The sequence below is a fragment of the Streptococcus sp. Marseille-P7376 genome (assembly GCF_902460385.1).
Taxonomy (GTDB): Bacteria; Bacillota; Bacilli; order Lactobacillales; family Streptococcaceae; genus Streptococcus; species Streptococcus sinensis.
Genome location: NZ_CABPTS010000001.1, coordinates 82,767 through 105,868 on the forward strand (window position 1 = coordinate 82,767; position 23,102 = coordinate 105,868).

General features: G+C 42.1%; 13 protein-coding genes and 1 other annotated feature. All 13 genes read right to left on the reverse strand.

Annotation, left to right across the window (positions count from 1 at the left end):
- Positions 1 to 13: 13 nt before the first annotated feature.
- The 13 genes from FZ952_RS00365 to FZ952_RS00435 all read right to left on the reverse strand — a co-directional run bounded on the left by FZ952_RS00365 (position 14) and on the right by FZ952_RS00435 (position 22,837).
- Positions 14 to 1,258, reverse strand: a complete 1,245-nt coding sequence (locus FZ952_RS00365; protein ID WP_148880180.1) for a hypothetical protein — start codon at positions 1,256 to 1,258, stop codon at positions 14 to 16.
- Between the two features lie 9 nt (positions 1,259 to 1,267).
- Positions 1,268 to 1,996 (reverse strand): CRISPR-associated endoribonuclease Cas6, encoded by a 729-nt coding sequence (cas6, locus tag FZ952_RS00370; protein ID WP_148880181.1) that lies wholly within the window; start codon positions 1,994 to 1,996, stop codon positions 1,268 to 1,270.
- 321 nt (positions 1,997 to 2,317) lie between these two features.
- Entirely contained in the window at positions 2,318 to 2,683 is a 366-nt protein-coding gene (rplL, locus tag FZ952_RS00375) for a 50S ribosomal protein L7/L12 (RefSeq protein WP_037617729.1), read from the reverse strand.
- 74 nt (positions 2,684 to 2,757) lie between these two features.
- Positions 2,758 to 3,258: a 50S ribosomal protein L10 gene (rplJ, locus tag FZ952_RS00380; RefSeq protein ID WP_062199283.1), complete on the reverse strand. Its 501-nt coding sequence runs from the start codon at positions 3,256 to 3,258 to the stop codon at positions 2,758 to 2,760.
- Between the two features lie 38 nt (positions 3,259 to 3,296).
- Positions 3,297 to 3,431: a sequence feature (ribosomal protein L10 leader region), on the reverse strand.
- Between the two features lie 95 nt (positions 3,432 to 3,526).
- The gene (locus tag FZ952_RS00390; RefSeq protein ID WP_062199285.1) at positions 3,527 to 4,324 is read right to left on the reverse strand and encodes a formate/nitrite transporter family protein; all 798 of its coding nucleotides are present in this window, start codon (positions 4,322 to 4,324) and stop codon (positions 3,527 to 3,529) included.
- A gap of 107 nt (positions 4,325 to 4,431) precedes the next feature.
- A complete protein-coding gene (mmuM, locus tag FZ952_RS00395) occupies positions 4,432 to 5,379 on the reverse strand; it encodes a homocysteine S-methyltransferase (protein WP_148880182.1) in 948 nt (315 codons plus the stop codon).
- 189 nt (positions 5,380 to 5,568) lie between these two features.
- The gene (locus FZ952_RS00400; RefSeq protein WP_148880183.1) at positions 5,569 to 6,276 is read right to left on the reverse strand and encodes a glucosaminidase domain-containing protein; all 708 of its coding nucleotides are present in this window, start codon (positions 6,274 to 6,276) and stop codon (positions 5,569 to 5,571) included.
- A 134-nt stretch (positions 6,277 to 6,410) separates the two neighbouring features.
- A complete protein-coding gene (gene yihA / locus FZ952_RS00405; RefSeq protein WP_037617720.1) occupies positions 6,411 to 6,998 on the reverse strand; it encodes a ribosome biogenesis GTP-binding protein YihA/YsxC in 588 nt (195 codons plus the stop codon).
- Between the two features lie 10 nt (positions 6,999 to 7,008).
- Positions 7,009 to 8,238, reverse strand: a complete 1,230-nt coding sequence (clpX, locus tag FZ952_RS00410) for an ATP-dependent Clp protease ATP-binding subunit ClpX (RefSeq protein ID WP_037617718.1) — start codon at positions 8,236 to 8,238, stop codon at positions 7,009 to 7,011.
- Between the two features lie 218 nt (positions 8,239 to 8,456).
- Positions 8,457 to 8,969 carry a dihydrofolate reductase gene (locus tag FZ952_RS00420; RefSeq protein ID WP_148880184.1) on the reverse strand — a complete coding sequence of 171 codons (513 nt, stop codon included), beginning with the start codon at positions 8,967 to 8,969 and terminating at the stop codon, positions 8,457 to 8,459.
- Positions 8,970 to 9,099: 130 nt separating this feature from the next.
- Positions 9,100 to 9,939 carry a thymidylate synthase gene (locus tag FZ952_RS00425; RefSeq protein WP_148880185.1) on the reverse strand — a complete coding sequence of 280 codons (840 nt, stop codon included), beginning with the start codon at positions 9,937 to 9,939 and terminating at the stop codon, positions 9,100 to 9,102.
- A 100-nt stretch (positions 9,940 to 10,039) separates the two neighbouring features.
- Positions 10,040 to 10,999, reverse strand: a complete 960-nt coding sequence (locus FZ952_RS00430) for an ROK family glucokinase (RefSeq protein ID WP_148880186.1) — start codon at positions 10,997 to 10,999, stop codon at positions 10,040 to 10,042.
- A gap of 330 nt (positions 11,000 to 11,329) precedes the next feature.
- Positions 11,330 to 22,837: a G5 domain-containing protein gene (locus tag FZ952_RS00435; RefSeq protein WP_148880187.1), complete on the reverse strand. Its 11,508-nt coding sequence runs from the start codon at positions 22,835 to 22,837 to the stop codon at positions 11,330 to 11,332.
- Positions 22,838 to 23,102: the final 265 nt, after the last annotated feature.

Sequence of the window (23,102 nt, forward strand, 5' to 3'; positions counted from 1 at the left end):
ATTCATCTCCTTTTTATTTGACTTCAACCACTTGAGGAAGTTCTATTTCTTTCCTTTTTGATCCATTTTTTGTTGCTTCATTATTGGCTAATTTTATCGTAATTTTGTTCCTTTTTTCGTTATAATATTTAACAGCTTCTTCTAAAAAATCTTCTAAACAAAATTCATTTGAATCTGGAGTATATAATTCTAGTTCCTCTGGCTTTTCTTTTGGCTGAATACCATGAACGTGCCCCCTTTTTTTATCAAGTTCATAGGTAAAAACAAATTCTTTTTCCCATATTCTCTCATCAATTTTTTTAGGAATAATATAAACAATATTATTAATCACCTTAAATGTTAAAGGAGAAGGAAAACGTTCGATCGTTTCATCAGCATGTGAAATTTTAATATTCACATCAACTGGACCACCATTTTCCCTTCTTTGATCCTTAAAAGCAAAGGAAGAAGATAGACCAAGCAGTGCTCTAACATAACACTCTTTATGGCTATTAATTTGGGATTCCTGTGTTACTTTGTTTTGATTTGAAGAGTATGGAATATCTATAATTTCTGTTTTTAAAGCAGCTTTTTCATTTTTTATTCCCTTCTCATTCATATATATAAACAAAAAACCTTTTATATAGTTCTTATGATTAATCCCTCCTTTAATAATCTTATAGAAGTTTTCAATGACTCTAAAAATCATTTTTGCCGCATCAAACTTAGATAACTTCTCAGATAGTTTTTTACAATCTATCTTATATAATGTTTTTAAACCAAACTCTTCCATTAAGATTTTTTCAATATTTTCTTGCTCAACCTGATCATTTTTCTCAGGATCAATTACAGTAAAACTACCATATCCTTTTCCTTGCGCAGCTCCAAAATTTGTCACTATGAAAAAGTTTTTGATATGCTTAATTATCAATTTCTGAAGAGTAGGGTCAAAACAAGTAATGACTATTCTTGGATTAGTTATGACCATTCTTTTTTGGTCCTTAGCATAATAGAGAGGGATATCAACATCTTCATCTTCTTTGTTTTCGTCTATCACCTCTTTTTTCTTTTTTGCTATAAACTTCATCTTATAAGGTAACAGTTCATAGGTTGCAAGTTCCTCAGGTTCCTTCGTCCAAAGATATTTATCAAATTTCGGCTTCACTTCACTAGCCCTAAGAGTAGCTCCTTTAGCATTAACACTAGGCTGGAAATGAATAATTGGCGCATGACATTTTAAGTCAAGCTCTAACTTACAATTCCTAAATTCCATATCCATTTTATCCTCCTATTCTTCAATCACAAACATTCCGAATCCCATCGAATTCTTCTCACCAATCCCGACTTGATAGAGGAAATCCAACACCTCCGCATCTCCTCTTATCTCAAATTCTCCTCTCCAACCTGTTATGAGAAAGTCTTTGTATTTGGTAACAAATTTATTTTTTAAAGAAAAATTTATCGGCTCTATATCAAATCTACCTGTCGGTACTTTATGATAAAAAGCTTGATATTTCCTCTCAAAATTCTCCATGATTCTGCTATGAAACTCCGTATCAAACGGATTGTAATACAATGTTTTTTTGGTGTCAGCATCTGTAGAACGAACCACCAAGGGAGAAATCATCCGAATCTTATAAGAAGTCCCCGTCAATTTCTTCTCTCCAATTTTTACATTTAAAATTTTTACAAGATTTCGACCAATTCGCAATTCATCTAGATTTGACAAGGACTCTGCAATAGTGAATAAAATGGATTGATCAATCGTTCTAATTTCGAACCTAACCTTATCAAGAAACTCTATTCGTTTTCCTTGCATTTTATATTGACCTTGCAACAATGAAAACGTAAACAACTTAAAATGTTTATCCTCTAACTGATAGCCCCTCTCATGAAGTTGTACAGATAAGTCTTCCTTATTTTTCAATAAATTATAAATCATTGATTGAAGGAGATAATTATAGTTCACCGGCAAGATAAACTGATCTATTTTTTGCAGTTCAATCAATAATTGCATCCTAGTTTCCTCCTTAAATGAATATATGTTTGTCCTATAGTATTGATATTACACAAAAATGGAAACGCTGTCAATTTATAACATTAAAGTTTGTTAGTTTTAATAAACCATAAGGTTACTCCCCTTCAAGTCTCAAAAATCAATAAATCAATCTCCAATTTTGGTATAAAAAATTTATCTAAAAATGCAAAAACACCCCCACAAATTATTGTGGGGGTGTTTTTAGCGGTGTTTCAAGTAAAACATCCTTTTTTAAAATCACCTTAACTCAACGAAAAGGTTTTAATACTAGGCTTTCAGCCTTAAACAATCTGGTATTGATTATTTAAGAGTAACTGAAGCTCCTGCTTCTTCCAATTTAGCTTTGATTTCTTCAGCTTCTGCAGTTGCAACGCCTTCTTTAACAAGTGCTGGTGCACCGTCAACAAGCGCTTTAGCTTCTTTAAGTCCAAGACCAGTGATTTCACGTACAGCTTTGATAACGCCGACTTTCTTGTCGCCTGCTGCAGTCAATTCAACGTCAAATGAATCTTTAGCAGCTTCTTCAGCACCACCAGCAGCAGCTACAGCTACAGGAGCAGCCGCAGTTACACCAAATTCTTCTTCGATAGCTTTTACAAGGTCGTTCAATTCAAGAATTGAAGCTTCTTTAATTTCAGCAATAATGTTTTCAATGTTCAATGCCATTGTTATTTCCTCCAAATAAGTTTTAAATTTATAATAGTTTTTTTCGTAGCTAGGCTACGCTGCGTAGCTTAAGATTAAGCTGCGTCTTCTTTGCTTTCTGCAACTGCTTTGACAGCAAGTGCAACGTTGCGAACTGGCGCTTGAAGTACAGAAAGGAGCATAGAAAGAAGTCCTTCGCGGTTTGGAAGAGTTGCAAGTGCAATAATCTCTTCTTTTGATGCGACAGCGCCTTCGATAGCACCACCTTTAATTTCAAGTGCATCTGCGTTCTTAGAAAAATCGTTCAAGATTTTCGCTGGTGCGATAACATCTTCGTTAGAAAATGCTACTGCAGATGGTCCAACAAATACTGATGCAAGATCTTCAAGTCCAGCTTTTTCAGCTGCACGACGTAAGATTGAGTTTTTGATTACTTTGTACTCAACTTCGCTTCCACGAAGCTCACGACGAAGAACAGTATCTTGATCAACTGTCAAACCACGAGCGTCAACAACGACGATTGATGCGGCAGCTTTCATCTTTTCAGCTACTACGTCAACTAATTCCGCTTTTTTAGCAATAATTGCTTCACTCATTTAGTGTTTCACCTCCGTAATTATTTTGCTTGGGGAATTTTTCCAAAAGAAAAACGCGCCCAAACCTAGACACGAAAGTACAATACGCTTCTTTTACATGATACGTTTTGTCCTCGGTAGGATCTTTATGAGTCGAGCTCCCCTACTGTCTTAGGCAGTTTTTTCAAACCATTAATAATGATATCACAGATAAAAAAAGATTGCAAGTCTTTTGAGCAATCTTTTTAAAATATTTTTTTATAGAATTATTGCAACACCAAGCTGCAGATTAATCTACATAATGTTCTTCTTTTTTATTGAACCAAGCATACGGCAGACCGATAAGCAAGCCACCACCAATCAAGTTCCCTACGAAGGTCACAGCCCAGTGACGCAGGATATTTCCGATGCCAAAATTTGCCACCTCTGATGCAGCTGAGCTAAACTTAACGATAGCAAAAGAAGCAAAGTTGGCTGCCAAGTGTTCGTTGGTTAAGAATACAAACATATAAATGGCTGAAATAACCAAGAAAAGCTTGGCTGTACTATCCTTGACTAAGACAAAGGAAAGAATAGCAATATTAACAAAGACATTGGCCAATATGCCCTCAAGTAAAACAAGTTCATTAGAACGAGCAAGCTTCATCTGCACAACACCAGCAATGAAACTGTCCTTGCTAAGTCCTGCATAAGCCGCCGAATTGGCAAAGAGCCAACCAGCAATCAGAGCCCCAATCAGGTTAAAGAAGGTACAATAGAACAAAATAATCAGCGCTTTTTTCCAATCAATCTTCTTTAGGAAAGTACCAGCTGTCAGAAACATCATATTGGATGTCACCAGCTCGGCATTTAGAAAGACGATGTAGGCCAAGCCCCAAGCGAAGATAAAGGGAAAGAGAAAGCGTCCAGTTCCTGGGACAATCTTATTTGTCAAATCTGCTGCAATAGCTCCTGCTCCTGTACTAAAGGTTAGAAAAGCTCCCGCAAAGATAGAGCGGACAGCATACTTACCCTTGTTTGTATCGAACAAGCCTTCTTTCTTGCGACAAGCTGCTTCTAGTTTTGGAATAAATGTCGATTCGACCATTATAATTTCTCCTCTAAATTAAACTATGTACAGTATATCACAAACTTTTATTTTTCGAAAGCGTTTTCTGGAAGTTTTTCTAAAAATGAAATTGAAAATCAACATTTTCAATTTCTTAGACTACTAGCTAGCTGCTTGATATCTTCTGGCCGTGTTCGACAACAACCGCCAAATAGTTGAACTCCCTGCTCTCGCCAGAGTTTGCTGTTTTCCAGTAAGTCCTTGTCCTGTTTAGAATTATCATGCCAAGTATTGGTCACATCATTATAAATTTCTCCAGAATTTGGATAGGTCAACAAAGGTTTATCGCATACTTGTCGAAGTCTCTCTAATAAAGGAGTCATCAAATGCGGAGCTGTGCAGTTAAAACCGGCCGCCAACACTTGCGGGCTAGATTGAGCCAAGGCTCCTACTTCTTTGATAGGCGTCCCATCTGAGATAGCTGATTCTGTCTGAGCAGTAAAGGACAGATAGGCCTCCGCCTGCGGAAATTCTTCTGCTAAGAGTCGGACGATTGCTGCCGCTTCTGCCCCATTTGGAATCGTTTCAATAGCTAACAAATCACTTCCTGCTTCTAACAAAGCTTGAATACGCGGACGATGAAAATCACGGAATTCTGCCTCACTCAGCTGATAGTTTCCCGTGTATTCTGAACTGTCAGCCAGATAAACAGCATAAGGCCCTACCGAGCCTGCCACCAGAGGATAGGAGCGCTGCTTCTGCTCATCTAACGATAAACCCTGCCAGACATTTTTGATAGCAGTCTGCGCTAAAAAGACCGTCTCTTTGAGAAGGGTATAGGCTTTTTCTAGATTTAGACCTTCCTCTACAAAAGATGGAATACTAGCCTGATAACTGGAAGTGGTGATGATGTCACTGCCAGCCCGAACATAAGCCTCATGCAAGTCTTGAATAATCTGAGGTTTATCCAACAGATACTTAGCTGACCAGAGCTTGCCTGAAACGTCATAGCCTCGACTTTCCATCTCTGTCCCCAAGGCTCCGTCCAAGATAATCATTTCTTGCTTTTCAAGTAAATCTTTAAATTTTCCCATTTCTTTCTCCTAAAACGTTCGCTGACGAAAGTAGTGATAAATAAAGTTATGTAACCCTGTACCTTCTCTTGATTTATATCGAAATTCGCTTATTTAGGCAATATTCGTAAAAAAAACAGCCTAACTCATTTCATCCAGAGTCAGGCTGTTCCCGTATGTCTCACTCCGTTTTAAGAAATGAGTATCCTATTAATTGTACTTACTTGCCCAAGCAATATCGACATCTAAAACTTCTTGTGAGGTGTATTGTTGTCGATAAGGGTTGTAAACCATGCCATCAAATCCATATTGGAAACTGGGAGTGTCAAAACGATTTAAATCGTATTTTTCAATAATAGCATTTAATTTCAGATTATAGCTACTGTCTGTTGCGTAGACGCCAGTCAGCGCAGCTGTTGCATCTTGATAGGTTGGAGCATTACTCTTCCAAGCCCCAGCAAAATGATTTTGTTTTAAAACGTAAGCATAATCTTGAAGTGATTCCGCATAACTAGGATAAGAACGAAATTCATCATGGATAACGCTAGCATTTCCCTGACCATCATCTTCCCATGTCTGCATCGTTGCAGACTGACCTGCATATTGCCCTTTAATGCCAAATAGATTGTAGTGCGGTGCATCAGATAAACCTGATTGACCAGATCCACTCTCCAAAATAGCTTGAGCAATCATCACAGAGGCATATAAATCATTGTCTTGTGCCAACTGTCTCGCTGGCTCACCGATTTGTGAAATGAAATAATCCGTTTGACTCATCGGCTGTTGTCCGTTATCATCATAAGCACTTGCTGGGTTGATGCGGTTTACCAGAACAAAACCAACAGTAATGGCTGAAACTAGCACAAAGATATTAGTAAGAAGTTTTTTTCCTCTTTTAGACAATCTTCTCTTTTTCATCATTTTCTCCTAAATTATTGTTTCTAGACTTCATTATTGTACCATATTATATGATTAAAAAGTGCTATTGGAAAGTTACAAGTTTGTAACATTTTACAAAAAGAAATCTAGTTCTAAAATGAACCAGACTTCTTTTAAATTTTCGCTAAAATAGCATCCCAAGCTTCATCCAAACCAGCTTTATTGACCGATGAAAAGATGATAAAATCATCACTCTTATCAAAGTTCAACTTTTTCTTAATGGCGCTTTCATGCTTATTCCACTTACCGCGCGGAATCTTATCCGCCTTGGTTGCTACGACGATGACTGGAATTTCATAATATTTGAGAAACTCGTACATCTGAACATCATCTGCACTAGGGTCATGACGCAGGTCTACTAGGCTCACGACCGCTCTCAGATTGTCACGGCTAGTCAGATATTCCTCGATCATCTTCCCCCACTTGGCCCGCTCGCTCTTGGAAACCTTGGCATAACCATAGCCCGGCACGTCCACAAAGCGCAACTTGCCATCGATGTCAAAAAAGTTTAGCAATTGCGTTTTACCAGGTTTTCCCGATGTCCGAGCTAGATTTTTGCGGTTGAGCAGTGTATTGATAAAGCTGGATTTTCCGACATTGGAGCGGCCAGCCAGAGCAATTTCAGGAATACTATCTTGAGGATAATGTGATTTATTGGCTGCGCTCAGCAAAATCTCAGCATTGTGTGTATTGATTTCCATAAGCACCTCGTTAAGCAGTTTCCAGAATCGGCTTGTCTGTTCCATCTACTGCTGCTTTGGTAATGCGGACCAGTTTGACATTTTCCTGACTTGGAACTTCAAACATGACGTCCATCATGGTTTCTTCGATGATTGAGCGGAGTCCGCGGGCACCTGTCTTGCGTTCGATCGCTTTATTTGCAATCTCTTGGAGGGCATCCTCGTCAAATTCCAATTTGACATCATCATAAGAGAGAAGGGCTTGATACTGCTTGACAAGAGCATTCTTTGGTTCACTTAAAATTCGAACTAAATCGTCAACAGTCAACTGCTCCAAAGCTGCAAATACTGGCAAACGTCCAATCAGCTCAGGAATTAGTCCAAATTTTTGGATATCTTCCGCAATAATTTCCTGCATATAGGAACCACCTTCGTCAATAGCACGATTATTTTGGCCAAAACCGATAATCTTCTCACCAAGACGTTGTTTGACAATTTCTTCGATACCGTCAAAAGCACCGCCAACAATGAAAAGAATATTCTTGGTATCAACTTGAATCATTTCTTGCTGCGGATGCTTGCGGCCACCTTGAGGAGGCACACTGGCTACTGTTCCTTCGATAATCTTTAGCAAGGCTTGCTGAACACCTTCACCTGAAACATCACGGGTAATGGAAACATTCTCGCTCTTCTTGGCAATTTTATCAATTTCATCCACATAGATAATACCGCGTTCTGCCCGCTCAATATTAAAGTCTGCTGCCTGTAAGAGCTTGAGCAGGATATTCTCTACGTCTTCACCGACATAGCCAGCCTCAGTCAAGGCTGTCGCATCCGCGATAGCAAAAGGAACATTGAGACTGCGTGCCAAGGTCTGAGCCAGGAAGGTTTTACCAGATCCAGTCGGACCAATCATGAGGATATTGGATTTTTGCAGCTCCACATCATCCTCTTCACGGCTATCATGAAAATTAATCCGCTTGTAGTGATTGTAAACAGCAACAGCCAAAGCTCGCTTCGCCCGATCTTGACCAATCACATAGTGATTCAAAATATTGAGCAATTCTTGCGGTTTTGGTACTTCAGAAAGATCAGCCAGGACTTCTTCAGCTAATTCTTCTCGGATAATTTCCTGCGCCAACTCGACACATTCATTACAAATAAAGGCATTGTTGCCTGCGATGATTTTTTGGACTTCGTCCTGATTCTTTCCGCAGAAAGAACAATACACCATCATCTCATTATTACGATTTGTAGGCATTTTCTACTCCAATTCTAAATTTCTATTTCATTATTCTCATACATCTTAAAAGAGGGTCATGTAAAAAGCATGGATGGAATTGACCAAATTAGTAAAAGCATTTAACAAAAATAGAACGGCTAAACCATAACGTTTTTTACGAAAAGTCTGTAGAGAACAAATCAGACAAATCACACATAAAAAGGCCGTAAAAAAACCAAAAACACTTCGCTCCATTCTTACGAGTCCTTTCTTTCATATTTTTTAACAGTAAAGTCATAGATGTTTTTTTCGTCTTTTGGATAAAATTCGCTGCTGACTTCTCGGTAAAGAGACCAGTCAAAACTCTGCGGGAAATAGGTGTCCCCATCCAACTTGGCAGCAATCTGAGTCTGAATCAATTCGTCCAAATAAGGCTCAAAAGCTGCTATAATCTGAGCGCCACCGATAACATAGAGATTCTTATCCTGATGCTGGTACCAGTCCAGCACATCCTCGATAGTGTTGAAAACTAAGGCATTTTCATCATCTATCTGATAATCTTGATTATTAGTCAAAATAATACTGGTCCTATTTGGCAAGAGGCGACGGTTCAGTCCGTCAAAGGTCACTCGCCCCATCAAAATAGCATGACCAGTTGTCGTTCTTTTGAAATGCTGGAGCTCAGCCGGCAGATGCCAAGGCATGACTTGTTCTTTTCCGATAAGACCAGCCTCTGCCTGAGCCCAAATGGCAATGATTTTCTTTGTCATTATCCCACCCTTTTAATTGGTAATTCCATTTTATCAAATTTTACAGAAAAAGGCTTTTTTCAACTATGCTTTTCGGAAAAATATCATTCCTTCGTTCGGCCAAAAGATTGGTCTGTTTTTTCCAAAGGAATCAAATCGCCAAATCAAACTTGAGCTGAGGTTTGACCGGATCATAGTCTAATAACTCAAAATCTTCTGCCTTGATATCAAAGAAATTGGTTCCGTCTGGCACATTTAAAACGAGCCGTGGTTGGCAGTTGCTAGGTTCCCGACGCAAGAGTTCCTCCGCCTGCTCAAATTGATTATCATAGATATGCAGGTTATTGACAAAGTAGAAAAACTTACCGACCTTCCAGCCAAAATGTTTGGCAATCATCATCTGCAAAGCTACATACTGCATGGCATTGATGTGGTGGGCAACCAGCATATCATTTGAGCGCTGAGTCAGAGTCGCATCCAGATAAATGTCACCATCTACACGCCGAACGTCAAACATGGTTTGAAAAGCGCATGGAAGCAAGCCATCTGTTTCTTCAAACGCTTCATAATCCCAGAGAGAGATGATATTGCGACGATTCCAAGGATTAGCCTCCATCTGTTGGAGAATTTTATTGATAATATCGTGCTTCTTGACAACGGCTCCGTAGCGCTGACCAATGGTGCCCGTATCGCCAACTTCCCAGTCATTCCAATAGTGAACATTGTACTTATCATTAAGTAGTTCCAGACTATTAGACTGGTCTTGATAGATCCAGAGCACTTCCTTGATGGCGGACTTGATAGCAATCGGTCGCAGAGTTGTGATTGGGAACTCGCCCTTGCTCAAATCGTATTCTGCAAAAGAACCTGTGATATATTTGGAGTTAGCCACATTTCCATCCTTGTAGCGCGGACGAGCATTTTCAGAAAAAACTCCTTCTTCTAAAATCCTGCTAATATTTTCTTTAAAAATCGTATCTGCTTTGGTCATGATGTCTCCTGAATCGTTAAACTTTCTTTAGTATAGCAGATTTTTCAAAAAAATTCTCCTGCCAAGTTTAGCAGGAGAATAAATGTATGATACTTACAAATTATTGTAAAACTAATGAAGCTGCTCCAATCACGCCGGCATCATTTCCAAGCGTTGCCAGAGCCAATTTGGTTGAAGTACGCACTTGCGGGAAGCTGTTTTCTTCATAAACTTTGCGGACACCTTCAAGCAGAAACTCTCCAGCTGCAGATACACCACCACCGATAACGATTGTTGAAGGATTTAGGATAGAGCCGATGTTGGCACAGGCAATTCCCAGATAGCGCGCGAAATTGCGATAAACAATCAAGGCCAGCTCATCGCCTTCCTTGGCTAAGTCAAATACGATTTTAGCGTTGACATCTTCACCGTTGTCAATCAGTTTTTTCAACTCAGCATTGCCAGCATATTCATCCGCATAACGACGAGTCAGATTGACAATTCCAGTCGCAGATGCAACAGTTTCCAAGCAGCCTTTCTTGCCGCAGGTACACTGAATTGGCTGATCAAAGTCCACTGTGATGTGACCAAGCTCTCCTGCTGCTCCAGCAAGTCCGTGCAAGAGCTTTCCTTCGGCAACGATTCCACCACCGACACCGGTTCCTAGCGTCATAAAGACCACATCTGGCTGATTGTCGCCAGCTCCCATCCAACGCTCACCAAGGGCAGCAACATTGGCATCGTTGTCAATGAAGAATGGAATTCCTGTTGCTTTTTCAATTTTCTCTTTCACCGGCTGCAAAGTCTTCCAGTTGAGATTGTAAGCACCGATTACTGTCCCATTTTCACGGTCAACAACACCAGGCGATCCCATCCCAATCCCCATAAAATTCACAGCTGACAAGTTCAAGAGTCCTAAACGATGTTGAATAGACTCAATCATCTCATCCACAATATGGCTTCCTTCATCTAAGATATTGGTTTTAATAGACCACTTTTCTTGGATTTCGCCTTCCTGCGTTAAAATAGCAAACTTAATGGAAGTTCCTCCCAAATCAATTCCGATAATTTTTTTTGACATGATATTCTCCTCTGTATTATTTTCTACTTAATTATAGCAGATTTTTTTAGTGATGAAAAGGTTTGCATGGTATTTTTTGCTTTTTGATGATTAGACTTGTTAAGAAAGGTAAGTTATTTTTACAATCAATCAAAATAAAAGAAGAAATTAGTTTATTTTCATCAATTTTAAACAGCTCCCAGCCTTGTTTTGAACGATTTTTAAATCTTTTCAACTTCCTTAGCCAGCTAAAGGAGCTTGTTTTAAAATTTCGAATCAGCTAATATCGTTTTATTCCAATTCAAAAACGGCACCTCAATGAGGTACCGAAAAAGCTTATTTTAAAACTTTTTAGTATTTCTTCTTGTCTTTAACTGACAGAAGGAAAAGGCTTGATAATGCTAATATCAGAGAAGCTAGGAAGGCAGATTGGTTACTTTCCTCCCCTGTATTCGGGAGCTGACCTTCTTTGTTTCCTGACATATTTCGTTGACCGTTAGATATGGCTGAAACAGCAGATTCAGAGGACTTTTGTTTTTCACTTCCATCGTCCTGGCTAATTGCTAAATGATCCTGAGATACCTTATAAACAACTGCATAGACGCTGAAGTGGTCCGACATAAATTCGACAATTTGACCTTTTTGCTGGAATGCCAGAGCATCCAATTGGTTAGCAGCTGTGACATAGAAGACATTTTCGACCTCCTTATTGGCTGCAAGCGGCAGACTAACAAGGACTTTTCCACTTGGCTGAATAGCGTTGCCAAACTTGTCTTCCAAGGTAATGTCGTAAGCATCATAGACTTTGCCCGCTAAACTTTGTGATGCAACTTTCTTAACTTTCAAGCTTGCGACCTGTTCGAGCGCGGATTTTGTGCCGATAACTTGAACCTTGGTAGCTTCATCCGTCAAGATACGCAAGTCTTCCTCGGTCTTGCCTGGTTTAGCTGGAGTACCAGGCTTAACTGGCGCGTCAGGTTTGCTTGGCTGCGTTGGCTGTTCTTCCTTGGTTCCCACTTCCACAATCTTATCAACTGGGGCTTTAGAAACGAAGCTGTCACGAGTGGTGCGGCCAGTTTCTTGACCATTTTCGACGGTCACTTCAACCAGAATCGTCTTCTCACCGTCTTTGCCTTCTTGGACAACTTTTCGAGTGCCCTTAGGCAATTGAGGATTTTCACGTTCAACAGTATTAAACGGTAGGGCCTCAGTGACGATATCCAAGCGTGGTTGTTCCACGACAAGATTCTTGACGCCTTCCGCTGGTGTCACCTGTTCAACTGGCTTACCAACTTCCACAATCTGATCGACTGGGGCTTTAGAAACGAAGCTGTCGCGAGTCACACGGCCGGTTTCTTGACCATTCTCAATCGTTACTTCTACGATCGTTGTCTTCTCACCAGCCTTGCCTTCTTGGACAACTTTGGTCGTACCTTTAGCAAGTTGTGGATTTTCACGTTCAACAGTGCTAAATGGTAGAACCTCTGTCACGATATCCAAGCGTGGTTGTTCGACAACAAGATTCTTAACGCCTTCTGCTGGTGTCACCTGCTCAACTGGCTTGCCAACTTCCACGATCTGATCGACTGGGGCTTTGGAAACGAAGCTGTCGCGAGTCACACGGCCAGTTTCCTGACCATTCTCAATCGTTACTTCAACGAGCATAGTCTTCTCGCCGTCTTTACCTTCTTGGACAACTTTGCGGGTTCCCTTAGGCAATTGAGCACTTTCACGTTCAACAGTGCTAAATGGTAGAACCTCTGTCACGATATCCAAGTGTGGTTGTTCCACGACAAGATTCTTGACGCCTTCCGCTGGGGTGACTTGCTCAACTGGCTTGCCAATTTCTACGATCTGATCGACTGGGGCTTTAGAAACGAAGCTATCGCGAGTCAAACGGCTGGTTTCTTGACCATTCTTCATCGTCACTTCCACAAGTGTAGTCTTCTCGCCGGCCTTGCCTTCTTGGACAACTTTTCGGGTACCCTTAGGTAACTGAGCAGTTTCGCGTTCAATGGTGTTGAACGGTAGAGCTTCTGTCACCACATCCAAGCGTGGTTGTTCCACGACAAGATTCTTGACACCTTCCGCTGGGGTAACTTGCTCAACTGGCTTGCCAATTTCCACAATCTGATCGACTGGGGCTTTGGAAACGAAGCTGTCACGTGTCACGCGGCCGGTTTCTTGTCCGTTCTCGATTGTGACTTCAACCAGCGTTGTCTTCTCGCCAGCCTTGCCTTCTTGGACAACTTTTCGCGTGCCCTTAGGCAATTGTGCATTTTCATGTTCAACAGTGGTAAACGGTAGAGCTTCTGTCACAATATCCAAGCGTGGTTGTTCGACAACAAGATTCTTGACGCCTTCCACTGGGGTGACTTGCTCAACTGGCTTACCAACTTCCACAATCTTATCTACTGGGGCTTTAGAAACGAAGCTGTCACGAGTGGTTCGAACGGTTTCTTGACCATTCTCGATTGTCACTTCAACGAGCATAGTCTTCTCGCCGTCCTTACCTTCTTGGACAACTTTTCGTGTCCCCTTAGGCAATTGAGCATTTTCACGCTCAACGGTGTTGAACGGTAGAGCTTCCGTCACGATATCGAGTCGTGGTTGCTCGACAACAAGATTCTTAACGCCTTCTGCTGGGGTCGTCTTGTGAACTGGCGGTGTAGCATCCGCTGCTTTCTTCACTAGCTGGATCCGGTATTCCTTAGTCGTTTGACCGTCTTCCGTTACCACACGAACGAGACTTGGAAGCTCATCGCTATCAGACTGAACAACTGTTACCGTTGCATTGTTTGTAGCAGTCGCTTCAATCCTTGGTCTTGTGCCTTGATACTCCAGATGGTAATCTGTCTTATCTGCTGCAAAATCAGCCAAGGCTTGACCATTAACAGTGATGTTCGTTGCTGTAGTTGACTGAAGCGCTTCGGTTGGAGTAACGGCAGTGAACTCTACAAGGGCAACCCCGTTAGTCGTATCCTTGCGCATCATACGAGCTCGGATAGCTTTTGTTTTAACTGGTTCAAAATTGAAATGAATCATCTTGCCAGCTATGATTTCGCTATCTGCTGTATAGTTCAATTGCTTCCAATTATTTGCATTGTTAAATGGATGTTCAGCCTGCTCAGCATAACGAGAAGCTGGATTTGGTGCAGTAAAGTCTGGACCGTCATAGTATTCTAAGACGAGACTTTGCGGTGCATCTGTTCCACTATCTCTGAAGAACTGCATACCAACTTGTTGTACTGTCTCAGCTGCAATCTGACCTTGCTTTTTGAAAAGCACACCGACAGATACTTCTTTACTTGGAGCTTGTCTTGACCAGTTGGTCCAGCGATTGCTTTCGTTGGTCGAACCATCATTTACATAGTGAACCCTATCTTGTGAAGCTTGATCTGTGTCATTAGTCATTGAAGCAAAGGCAAGTGAATCTTGGTCGTTATGATTTTGGTTTAAAGCAGCATTGCGCCCAGTTTGCTCGCTTACTCGTACTTTAAGCTGTGCCTGTAGATCTGTTCCAGGAATCGTTCCAGTCAGAGTGAAGCTACCTTTAGTTTGAAGCAGACTTTCATCAACTGGATTCCAAGTAACTGCTAAATCTTTCTTAACCCACTCAGTACCACTTGGATAATAAACTGGTACAGTTGTTGGCAACTTGAGTCTCTCTCCTACATTTACGACTGTTGATAATGTTTCAGCAGCCACAGGCTTACCTATTTGCTTGCTCTCTTTAACAAAGCGAATGCGATATTCATCCACGATTTGACCATTTTCAGCCTTGATGAGTACACGGACAGGATCCTTTTCAGATGCTGCTGGAATCACTGTCGCTAGCCCATTGTCGCTTACTTCTGCAGTCACTTGATTGCCTGTTTCTTTCTTAACAATCTCGTACTCTTTGATAGCACTGTTAAATCCTGGGACAGGCTGACCGTCTACCATAAGCTTAGCTGTCGCACTTGTCGCTTCTTCGACGCTGTTACCCATGACCGTCAACTCAGTCAAACCGACACCTGAGGTGTTCGCTTTCTTCTTCATACGAATACGGATAGCTGGTGTTTCTACTTTATCAAAGCGGAAGACATTTTCAGAATTAGCACTCAAGGTCTGAGGTGCACGAAGTCCAGTCACCTGCCTCCAATTACTTGCTTGATTGAATGGATGCTGAGCCTCTTTGCGAACATGGTTCGTATCTTTTGGCAATTCTGGCAGGTCTTTGCCGACGTAGTACTCAATGACATATTCTTCTGGCAGACCAATCGCACCATCCGTGTAGAAGTCTGCTTTTAGATTATCAACAAAGCGTTTGGTCAAGTCACCAGCATCACCAAATAGGATACCTGCATAATCTTCTTCATTTCCAGTACGCCAGTTGGTCCAACGATTCTTAGCACCACCTGGATTTCTTGAAATGTGGGTATCATTTAAAGCACTAGCGCTATCATCCCCACCAGTATCAGATACAAAGGCTGCTGGAAGTTCTGACCCTGTCCATTGTTTAGAGATATTCTTGTTTTGGACCGTTTGCTCAGACACTCGGATGTGAGCCTTGGTTCTCAGATTGAGTCCCACGACTGTTCCTGTAACTTCTACTTTACCAGCTTGAGCTGTCGCATCTGCTGGAACAGCATCCCAGGCTACTTCTTTATACTGGACACTGCCATCGGAGTGATAGGCACGGACTGTCGCTGGAAGCTTAATCTTCTCGCCTTTTGGTACGGCTAACGATACCTCCTCAGCTGTCAAGAATCCTTCGACAGTCACATGAGCTTGTGCTTCAATGTCAGTACCTGCTACTCGCCCCTTGACGGTAAAGCTATGGTAACGGTCAACCTTTTCTTGGGAAATCGGCTCCCAAGTCACGGCTACCTTGCGTGGCAGACCTTGATTATAAACCGCCAGAACTTCTTGAGGAAGAGTTGGTAACTTGTGCAAGTCTGTCGATATCTTAATCGGCCGCAGCTCTGTAATGGTTTTTTCTTGTGTATTTTCAGCGATACTCAAGGTTAGCTCTTGCGAAGTCAGGGTCTTATCTGCCTTAGCAAGACGAGCTGTGATACGAGCTGTTCCTTTACGGTAGAGCAAGAGTTTGCCATTTTCAGCTTTGACTTCCGCCCCATCTCCTGACTTAATCGTGAGTTCTACATCATTTTCTGACAGGAGCGCCTGTGTACCATCTTCGTAAATTCCTTTGACTTTATAAGGTACAGCTTGATCCTCAACAAGATTTTCTGTCTTTTCTACTTCTAGCTCAATGCCTGTCAAGGATGGGCTAGCTTCGACGAATTGTAGGCGATACACTCGAGTCAGACGACCAGACTCGTCTGTCACAAAGATAGAAGTCAGCTTGTCATTGTCAGCACTAGCCTGCTGGATAGTTGCTGTGGCACCTCCAGTGGTTGTCGCTGAGACTGTCGGTACAGTTGCGCCATAAGCAAGCGGGATACGATAGTAGGTCTTGTCTACGCTAAAGTCAGCCAGAGCCTTGCCCCCTATCTGAATACCTGTCACAGAACCTTCTGTTACGTCCTGATTAGATGCTCGGAATCTAGCTGACACTGAGATGTCTGAGTCTGCAATTTTGCCTGTGGCATTTGTTTGGCCATTTTCAGCTTTCAATGCATCTGGATTTTCCAAAGTCCATGAGCTGACTTCAGTATCTGAGGTCGTACCGTCAGAGAAGACCGCTGTAACTGTCTTATCCAGTTCCTCTGTTGCTGTATTGACTGGCACTGTCTGGGATTTTGGCAACCAAGCTACCAGATCCAAAACTTTCAGCATCAAGCGAGCAGTCAGGCTCGTGCCTGCTACACTTCCTAGAACTTCTTTGACACCACGCGTTTTAGTCAGGTCAGCTGGTATCTTCCAAGTCACAGCCTTGTCTTCTGTGCTACCGTCATTGTAAATAGCTTTGACTGTCTGTGGAAGTTGTGCTTCGTCACCAACCATAGCTGTTGCTTTTGCTGGAAGCAAGTCAACTAATTCTTTGGCAGACTGTGTTCTTTTCACCGTATAAACCGTTGCAGAGTCTGAACCTAGACCTTCTGAATCAGCAAATAGAGTAAACTTACCTGCTGTTTCTGTTGACTTAACGATGACCACACCCTTGCCATTAAAGGCCTTGCGCTTCCATGTGCCATCTGCTTGAGCCTTGTAACGTTCACGGCTGGCCTGTTCACCATTATCCACACCGACAATTTCGCCTTGTCCATGCAAATTGAAGTGTACAAGATTATTAGCTGTCGGCACGAGATTACCATTGGCATCTACGATTTCATAATGGATGTAGGTCAAATCTTTTCCATCTGCTCCGATGACATGCTCTTCTTTAACCAGACGGACATTGCTAGGTTGGTCAGCAGTTGTCACAGTATCACGCGCAATCTCTTTGCCAGACTCATCTCTGGCAACCGCCACTAGAGTACCTGGCTTATAAGCAACCTTCCACTCCAGATAGAGTTGACCATTTTCACCTTCTTGATAGCTTCTGCCATCTGCTGTCTGCTTCTTGGTGAAGGTCTTTTTGCCAAGCGATTCATTGTTCAGATAGAGCTCAACGCTGGCTGCATTTGAGAAGACGCGGACAGGCACCTTGCCATCAACCAACATCTTTCTGTCTTGTAGGCTTTGCTCATCCCAATTCCAGTGTGGCAACATATGAACCATCGGCTTGTCTTGGACTGAGCGCCATTGGCTTTGGTAGAGATAGAAGTCATTCTTAGGCAGACCTGCTGTATCAATGATACCAAAGAAGGAGCTCTTAACTGGGGTACGATCCATATTGTGCCAAGGAGTCGGCTCACCGATATAGTCAATCCCTGTCCAAATAAACTGACCTGCATAGCCGGCATGGTCACGGTCAAAGGTCCATGACTGAGTCGCTGTCCGTCCCCAAGCTACCTTATCATTTCCGTAGTCGGACTGCTCATAACGACGGCCAGCACTGTGGTCGTGGTTCAAAATCCGTGATGGATCGTAGTAAGAGCCACGTGTACGAGTCGCAGAGGATGTTTCTGAACCATAAATCTTCCAATCTGGATGAGCTCGACGCACTGCTTCATAGTTGTGCTCGCCATAGTTCATCCCTACGACGTCCATGATTTTCGCGACTTCGATAAAGCCACCAGAAGAACGTTGGCTAAATTTGTTTTCACCCATGGTGACATAACGTTCTGTATCAATAGCCTTGATGACAGCCTTCAAGCGCTTAGCAGTCGCAATAGAACGTGCATCTCCATTGGCTTCTTCGACTTCATTTCCGAGAGACCACATGATGATAGATGGATTGTTCTTGTCTTTTTCGACCATCATTCTCAGGTCAAAGTCAGACCATTTCTCACCTGGCTTAGCATCTGGATGGGTTGCTTCTTGATCAAAGAAACGTCCGTAGTCATAGGTCTTCTTGCTGTGATACCAGGTATCAAAGGCTTCTTCCTGTACTAAGAATCCAAGCTCAGCTGCAGCATTCAACAACTGTTCGCTGGCTGGATTATGAGAAGTCCGAATAGCATTGACCCCCATCTCCTTGAGCAATTTCAGTTTGCGATAGATGGCTTTGGCATTTTCTTCTGAACCTAGTGCTCCATTATCCTGGTGAATACATACACCGTGGAATTTCATGCGCTCACCGTTTAGTGAGAATCCGTCTGCTGCAGTCCAGTCAAAGTAGCGATAACCAAAGGTATCTTCGGTCACATCAACCAGCTGACCATCCTTATATACCTTGGTCTTCATGACATAGAGCTGTGGTTTGTCGGATTTAGTCGTCCACAGGGTTGGTCGATTGACCTGAAGCGTTTGGTCAAACTGAACTTCTTGATTGGCTGCTAGTTCTTTAACAGCAGAACGGACAGCAGCTGACACAGCCTGACCTTCTTTGGTAAAGACTTGGTGCTCAACATAAACTTGATGTGCCTTGCTATCAGTATTGACAACCTTGCTGGCAACGACTGTATCAACCGCACCTTGTTGCTGTTCTTTTAGCTTCGGTGTGGTGATCTTATTGCCATGTTTGCTGACATGAAGCTTATCTGTCATGACTAGGTTCACATCTCGGTAAATACCACTACCTGAGTACCAACGGCTGCTTGGTTGCTTGTTGGTGACCTGAACAGCAATCGTATTTTCACGACCGTCTTTGTAGAGATAGTCCGTGATATCATAAGAGAAGTGATTATAACCGTTTGGATAGTGGCCGACATGCTTGCCATTGACATAGACATGCGAATCCATGTAAACACCATCAAAGGTCAGACGGACATTCTTGTCTTTATTTTCTTCTTCAAGTGTGAAGGTCTTGCGATACCAAGCCACTCCTCCGTTCAGCTGACCGCCTTCATTGCGGGCTGGAGATGAATGATCGAAATCAAAGAAGATACTCCAGTCATGTGGCAGATTAAGCTTGGTCCAATCCTTCATATTGATATTTTCCTTGGATTGGTCGCCAGTCGGATTCAGCTTAAAGTACCAGTCTTTATTAAAGTTTTGCTTGCGTGCCTGAAGCAAATCTTTCTCTTCTTTAGTGACTGGAGGCGTTACAATCGGCTGATCTGGTTTTTGATCAGGTGTTGCAGGCTGATCTGGCATAGACGGTTGAGATGGAGTTGAAGGCTGATCTGGCGTAGATGGTTGAGACGGACTTGGTTCCTCTGGGAGGTTTGGACGATTTTCTGGAACAAAGTTATCTGGATTATCCAAAATTTCTTTCAATTGATTCACTGCATTGAAGATTGCTTGGACATCTGGTGTTTCTTTTGCCAATTCATTTTCCAAAATGTTCTTATGATCTACAAAAGCGGCACGGCTATTCGGTGTATCTTTCAATAATTCTGGGGTAATTTGATTGACCGTTTCTTTCAACTGCTTGATCTCTTCCACAAAGTCCTGTTTAGAAATGAGATGAGAGCCAGTTCCTTTTATCACGACCCTATCTAATTGGATTCCTATATTTCTAGTCAAATCATTGCGCTCAGGATCCAGTTCCATGGTCAGAACGTGAACATCGTCCTTCAAACCTTTAAGGGAGACCAGAGTTTGATTGCCTTTTCGCTGAGCTGCTTTACCACTAAAGTATTTCTTGCCGTTGTATTCTGTGGAATTTCCTTGACCTTCTTGATAGTCTAAGACTTTGCCATCTAGGCTGACCTTATAAATACCATGATTTGGATCCACAAAGCCACTTAGATCAATCCCTGTACCACTGAAAATAGCTGTCACAGAAAGCTTTTTCTTGGCATCAGCAGACAAGCCGTTATAAGAAGCCCAGCTTTCTGTATTGCTGAAATTTCCCTGAGCATTGGTCTGTCTGTGCCAATTTGGACTGTAGATAAGCTGGCTGGCTTGGTCATCGTATTCTTTTTGGTTATGCGAAAGACTATCCGCTTTCATGACACGAACTGTTGCAGATGAGATAAAGCCAAGTAAGCTTCCTTCTGTTGAATCAGACAGTTTAACTTTAAAGTCAAAGACTTGGTCTTCTTGTTCTTTAAAGTCAATAGTCTGGAGCGTTACTCTCTTTTCAGTTTCCCCATCAGCAAAGTGTAGAATCTCTGTTTTGTCTTGGTAAACCTTGCCATGAACACCTGTTCCAGGCTCGGTCACCACGCGGACATCTGCTGAACCTTTAGCACCACCGACACGTTTGACAGTGACAGTGACAGTTTTTCCTTTTTCAGCTTCATAAGTTGGCTGACTCAGCTCAAACATGCCCTTGCTTTGGTTATTTAAAGTGTAAATCCCCTCAGTTGCAATGGCGCGATTGCTAGCATTCACCAGCTTGATAGTATGAGTACCTTCTGCTAGGTTGCCTGTTTCATATACCGTTTGACTGCGTTTGCGCACGGTGCTCTGCGTATCAATCGTTGCAACTTTCTGACCATCTACATAGACATCCATGGGACCGTGTTGAGGGTCAACAGTAGACACAACATAAGCCTTGGTTCCTGTGAATTGATATTCAACGCTGGCGTCTTTTTGGTTGGTCCACATGGAGCTTCCCCGAACACCTTCATTTTCTTGATACCAAGTAGTATTGTTTTTATTTCCTTCAGTGTTAGAGTGATAGTCTAAGCCCAAAGGATATCCATCTGTCTTTTCGATAGATTGAGGCGTTTTGTAAAGGGCAAAGTTTGTCAAAATCGGAGTCGCCTGAGCACCAGTAATGGTAACACGGACTCTTCTTGCAGTGACTGGCTGGCCTTGAATCAGACGACGGTAGCCAACTGTACTGCCTTCGCCATAGCGAACCCAACGACCATTGACTTCTACGTCAATGTTGAAACCGGAAATCCGCTGACCTTTAGCAATATCTTCTTTCAACTCGACCACATCAAAACGCTTGTTCTCTCCCAAGTCAACTGTGAAAGAACCAGTCAATGCATCATTTGACAAGGCCCAAGATGTCTTGTCATCACCATCGACCAGATGATTGACATTGTATTTAGCATTCTTCCGAGTAGAATCCGCTACCACACTAGCACCTGCTGCTAGATTAGTAGCATACATGTCTTTGAGCGTCTGATGGAATTCTTTTAATCTGGCAACATCTACATCTGCAAATCGTCCTTCTTTGTTAGGCGGAATATTGAGCAAAAGCGGTGTTCCGCGACCGACAGACTTGAAGTAGATATCCATCAATTCACGCAGTGATTTTGGCTGTTGATTTTCATGGTAGAACCAGCCTGAGCGAATAGATACATCCGCTTCCCCAACGGAATACATATCTCCAGCAGGGTCGCCGTGATTCAGATAGTCTGTTGATGGATTAGCTAGAATTTTGTCACGCTTCACCTTATGCCAGACTGGGTCACCTGCTGTACCTTTTTCGTTCCCAATCCAGCGAACACTAGTCGGTTGGGCAGAGAAAATAGTGATGTCACCCTCTGCTTTTTTTATGTATTCGAACCATTTATCAAAAGTATAAGTGACTTTCTGAGCTCCTTCTCCCCGAGCACCGTCCATCCAGACTTCGACAAATTTTCCTTTATTACCGTACTTAGGATTATCTAAAATTTCCTTGAGTTGATTAAGGTAATATTCATTGTATTGATCCTGAGTGGCAACCTTATAAGACGGATGATTGGCATCCCATGGAGAAAGATAGACCCCAAGATTCATGTCATACTTGGTCGCAGACTTAGAAACTTCCTCTAGGACATCTCCTTTACCATTCTTCCAGGGACTAGCTGCAACAGTGTGATTGGTATGCGCAGACGGATAAAGAACAAAACCATCATGGTGCTTGGTAACCATAATCGTCCGTTTGAATCCTGTTTCTTTTAACACTCGAATCCATTGGTCTGTATCTAAGTTGGTTGGATTAAAATTAGAAGGATTTTCACGACCATTTCCCCACTCAGAGTTGGTATAGGTGTTCATACCAAAGTGGATAAAGGCTGCTAATTCTTCTTTGTGGTAGTCCAATTGAGCCTTGCTTGGCAGTGGTCCATGGTCAGCAATCTCTGTTTCAGTGTTTTCAGTCGCATTAGCTCCCTGAGCTGGCAAAGTTGGCTGGCTGACTGCATTGTTAGAGGAAGCAGTTGCTCTTTCTTCTTTAGTACTAGCTGTTACAGGGGTAGATGCTTGTTCAACTGAGCTACTGGTTGCTTCATTTCTTGTTTCTACTATTGGTTCTGCTGCTGTTGATGCTGTTGAAACGGACGGACTTGTTTCAGGGCTAACTGTACTTTCTCTAGTCGAACCCGACTCTGCTATTGCAGATATTACAGGTTGATGGTTGGTTACAGGCTGAGCCTCATCCGCTGCGACGATTTGGCTACCGAAAAATACAGCTCCAATCATAACAGAGCAAGCACCGATAGCGTATTTTCGAATACTGTACTTACATTTCTTTTCCATAAAGGAACCTTCCTATTTGAACGCCTTATATTAGTAAGCGTTTGCAACTTTGTTCAAAAAAATATATTTTACCTTGAATTATTAAAAACAAAGGGAACTATCTATCAGTTTACACCAATCAAAATATATAGTAATTGAAAACATTTTTTTATAAATTTAACAACCATACTCTATATGTATGCAAACAAATCTATAGTCCCTAAATTAGATTTATGATTATAAAATAGGCGGAATACAACTCACACTAAATCGTTTGTGATGTCAT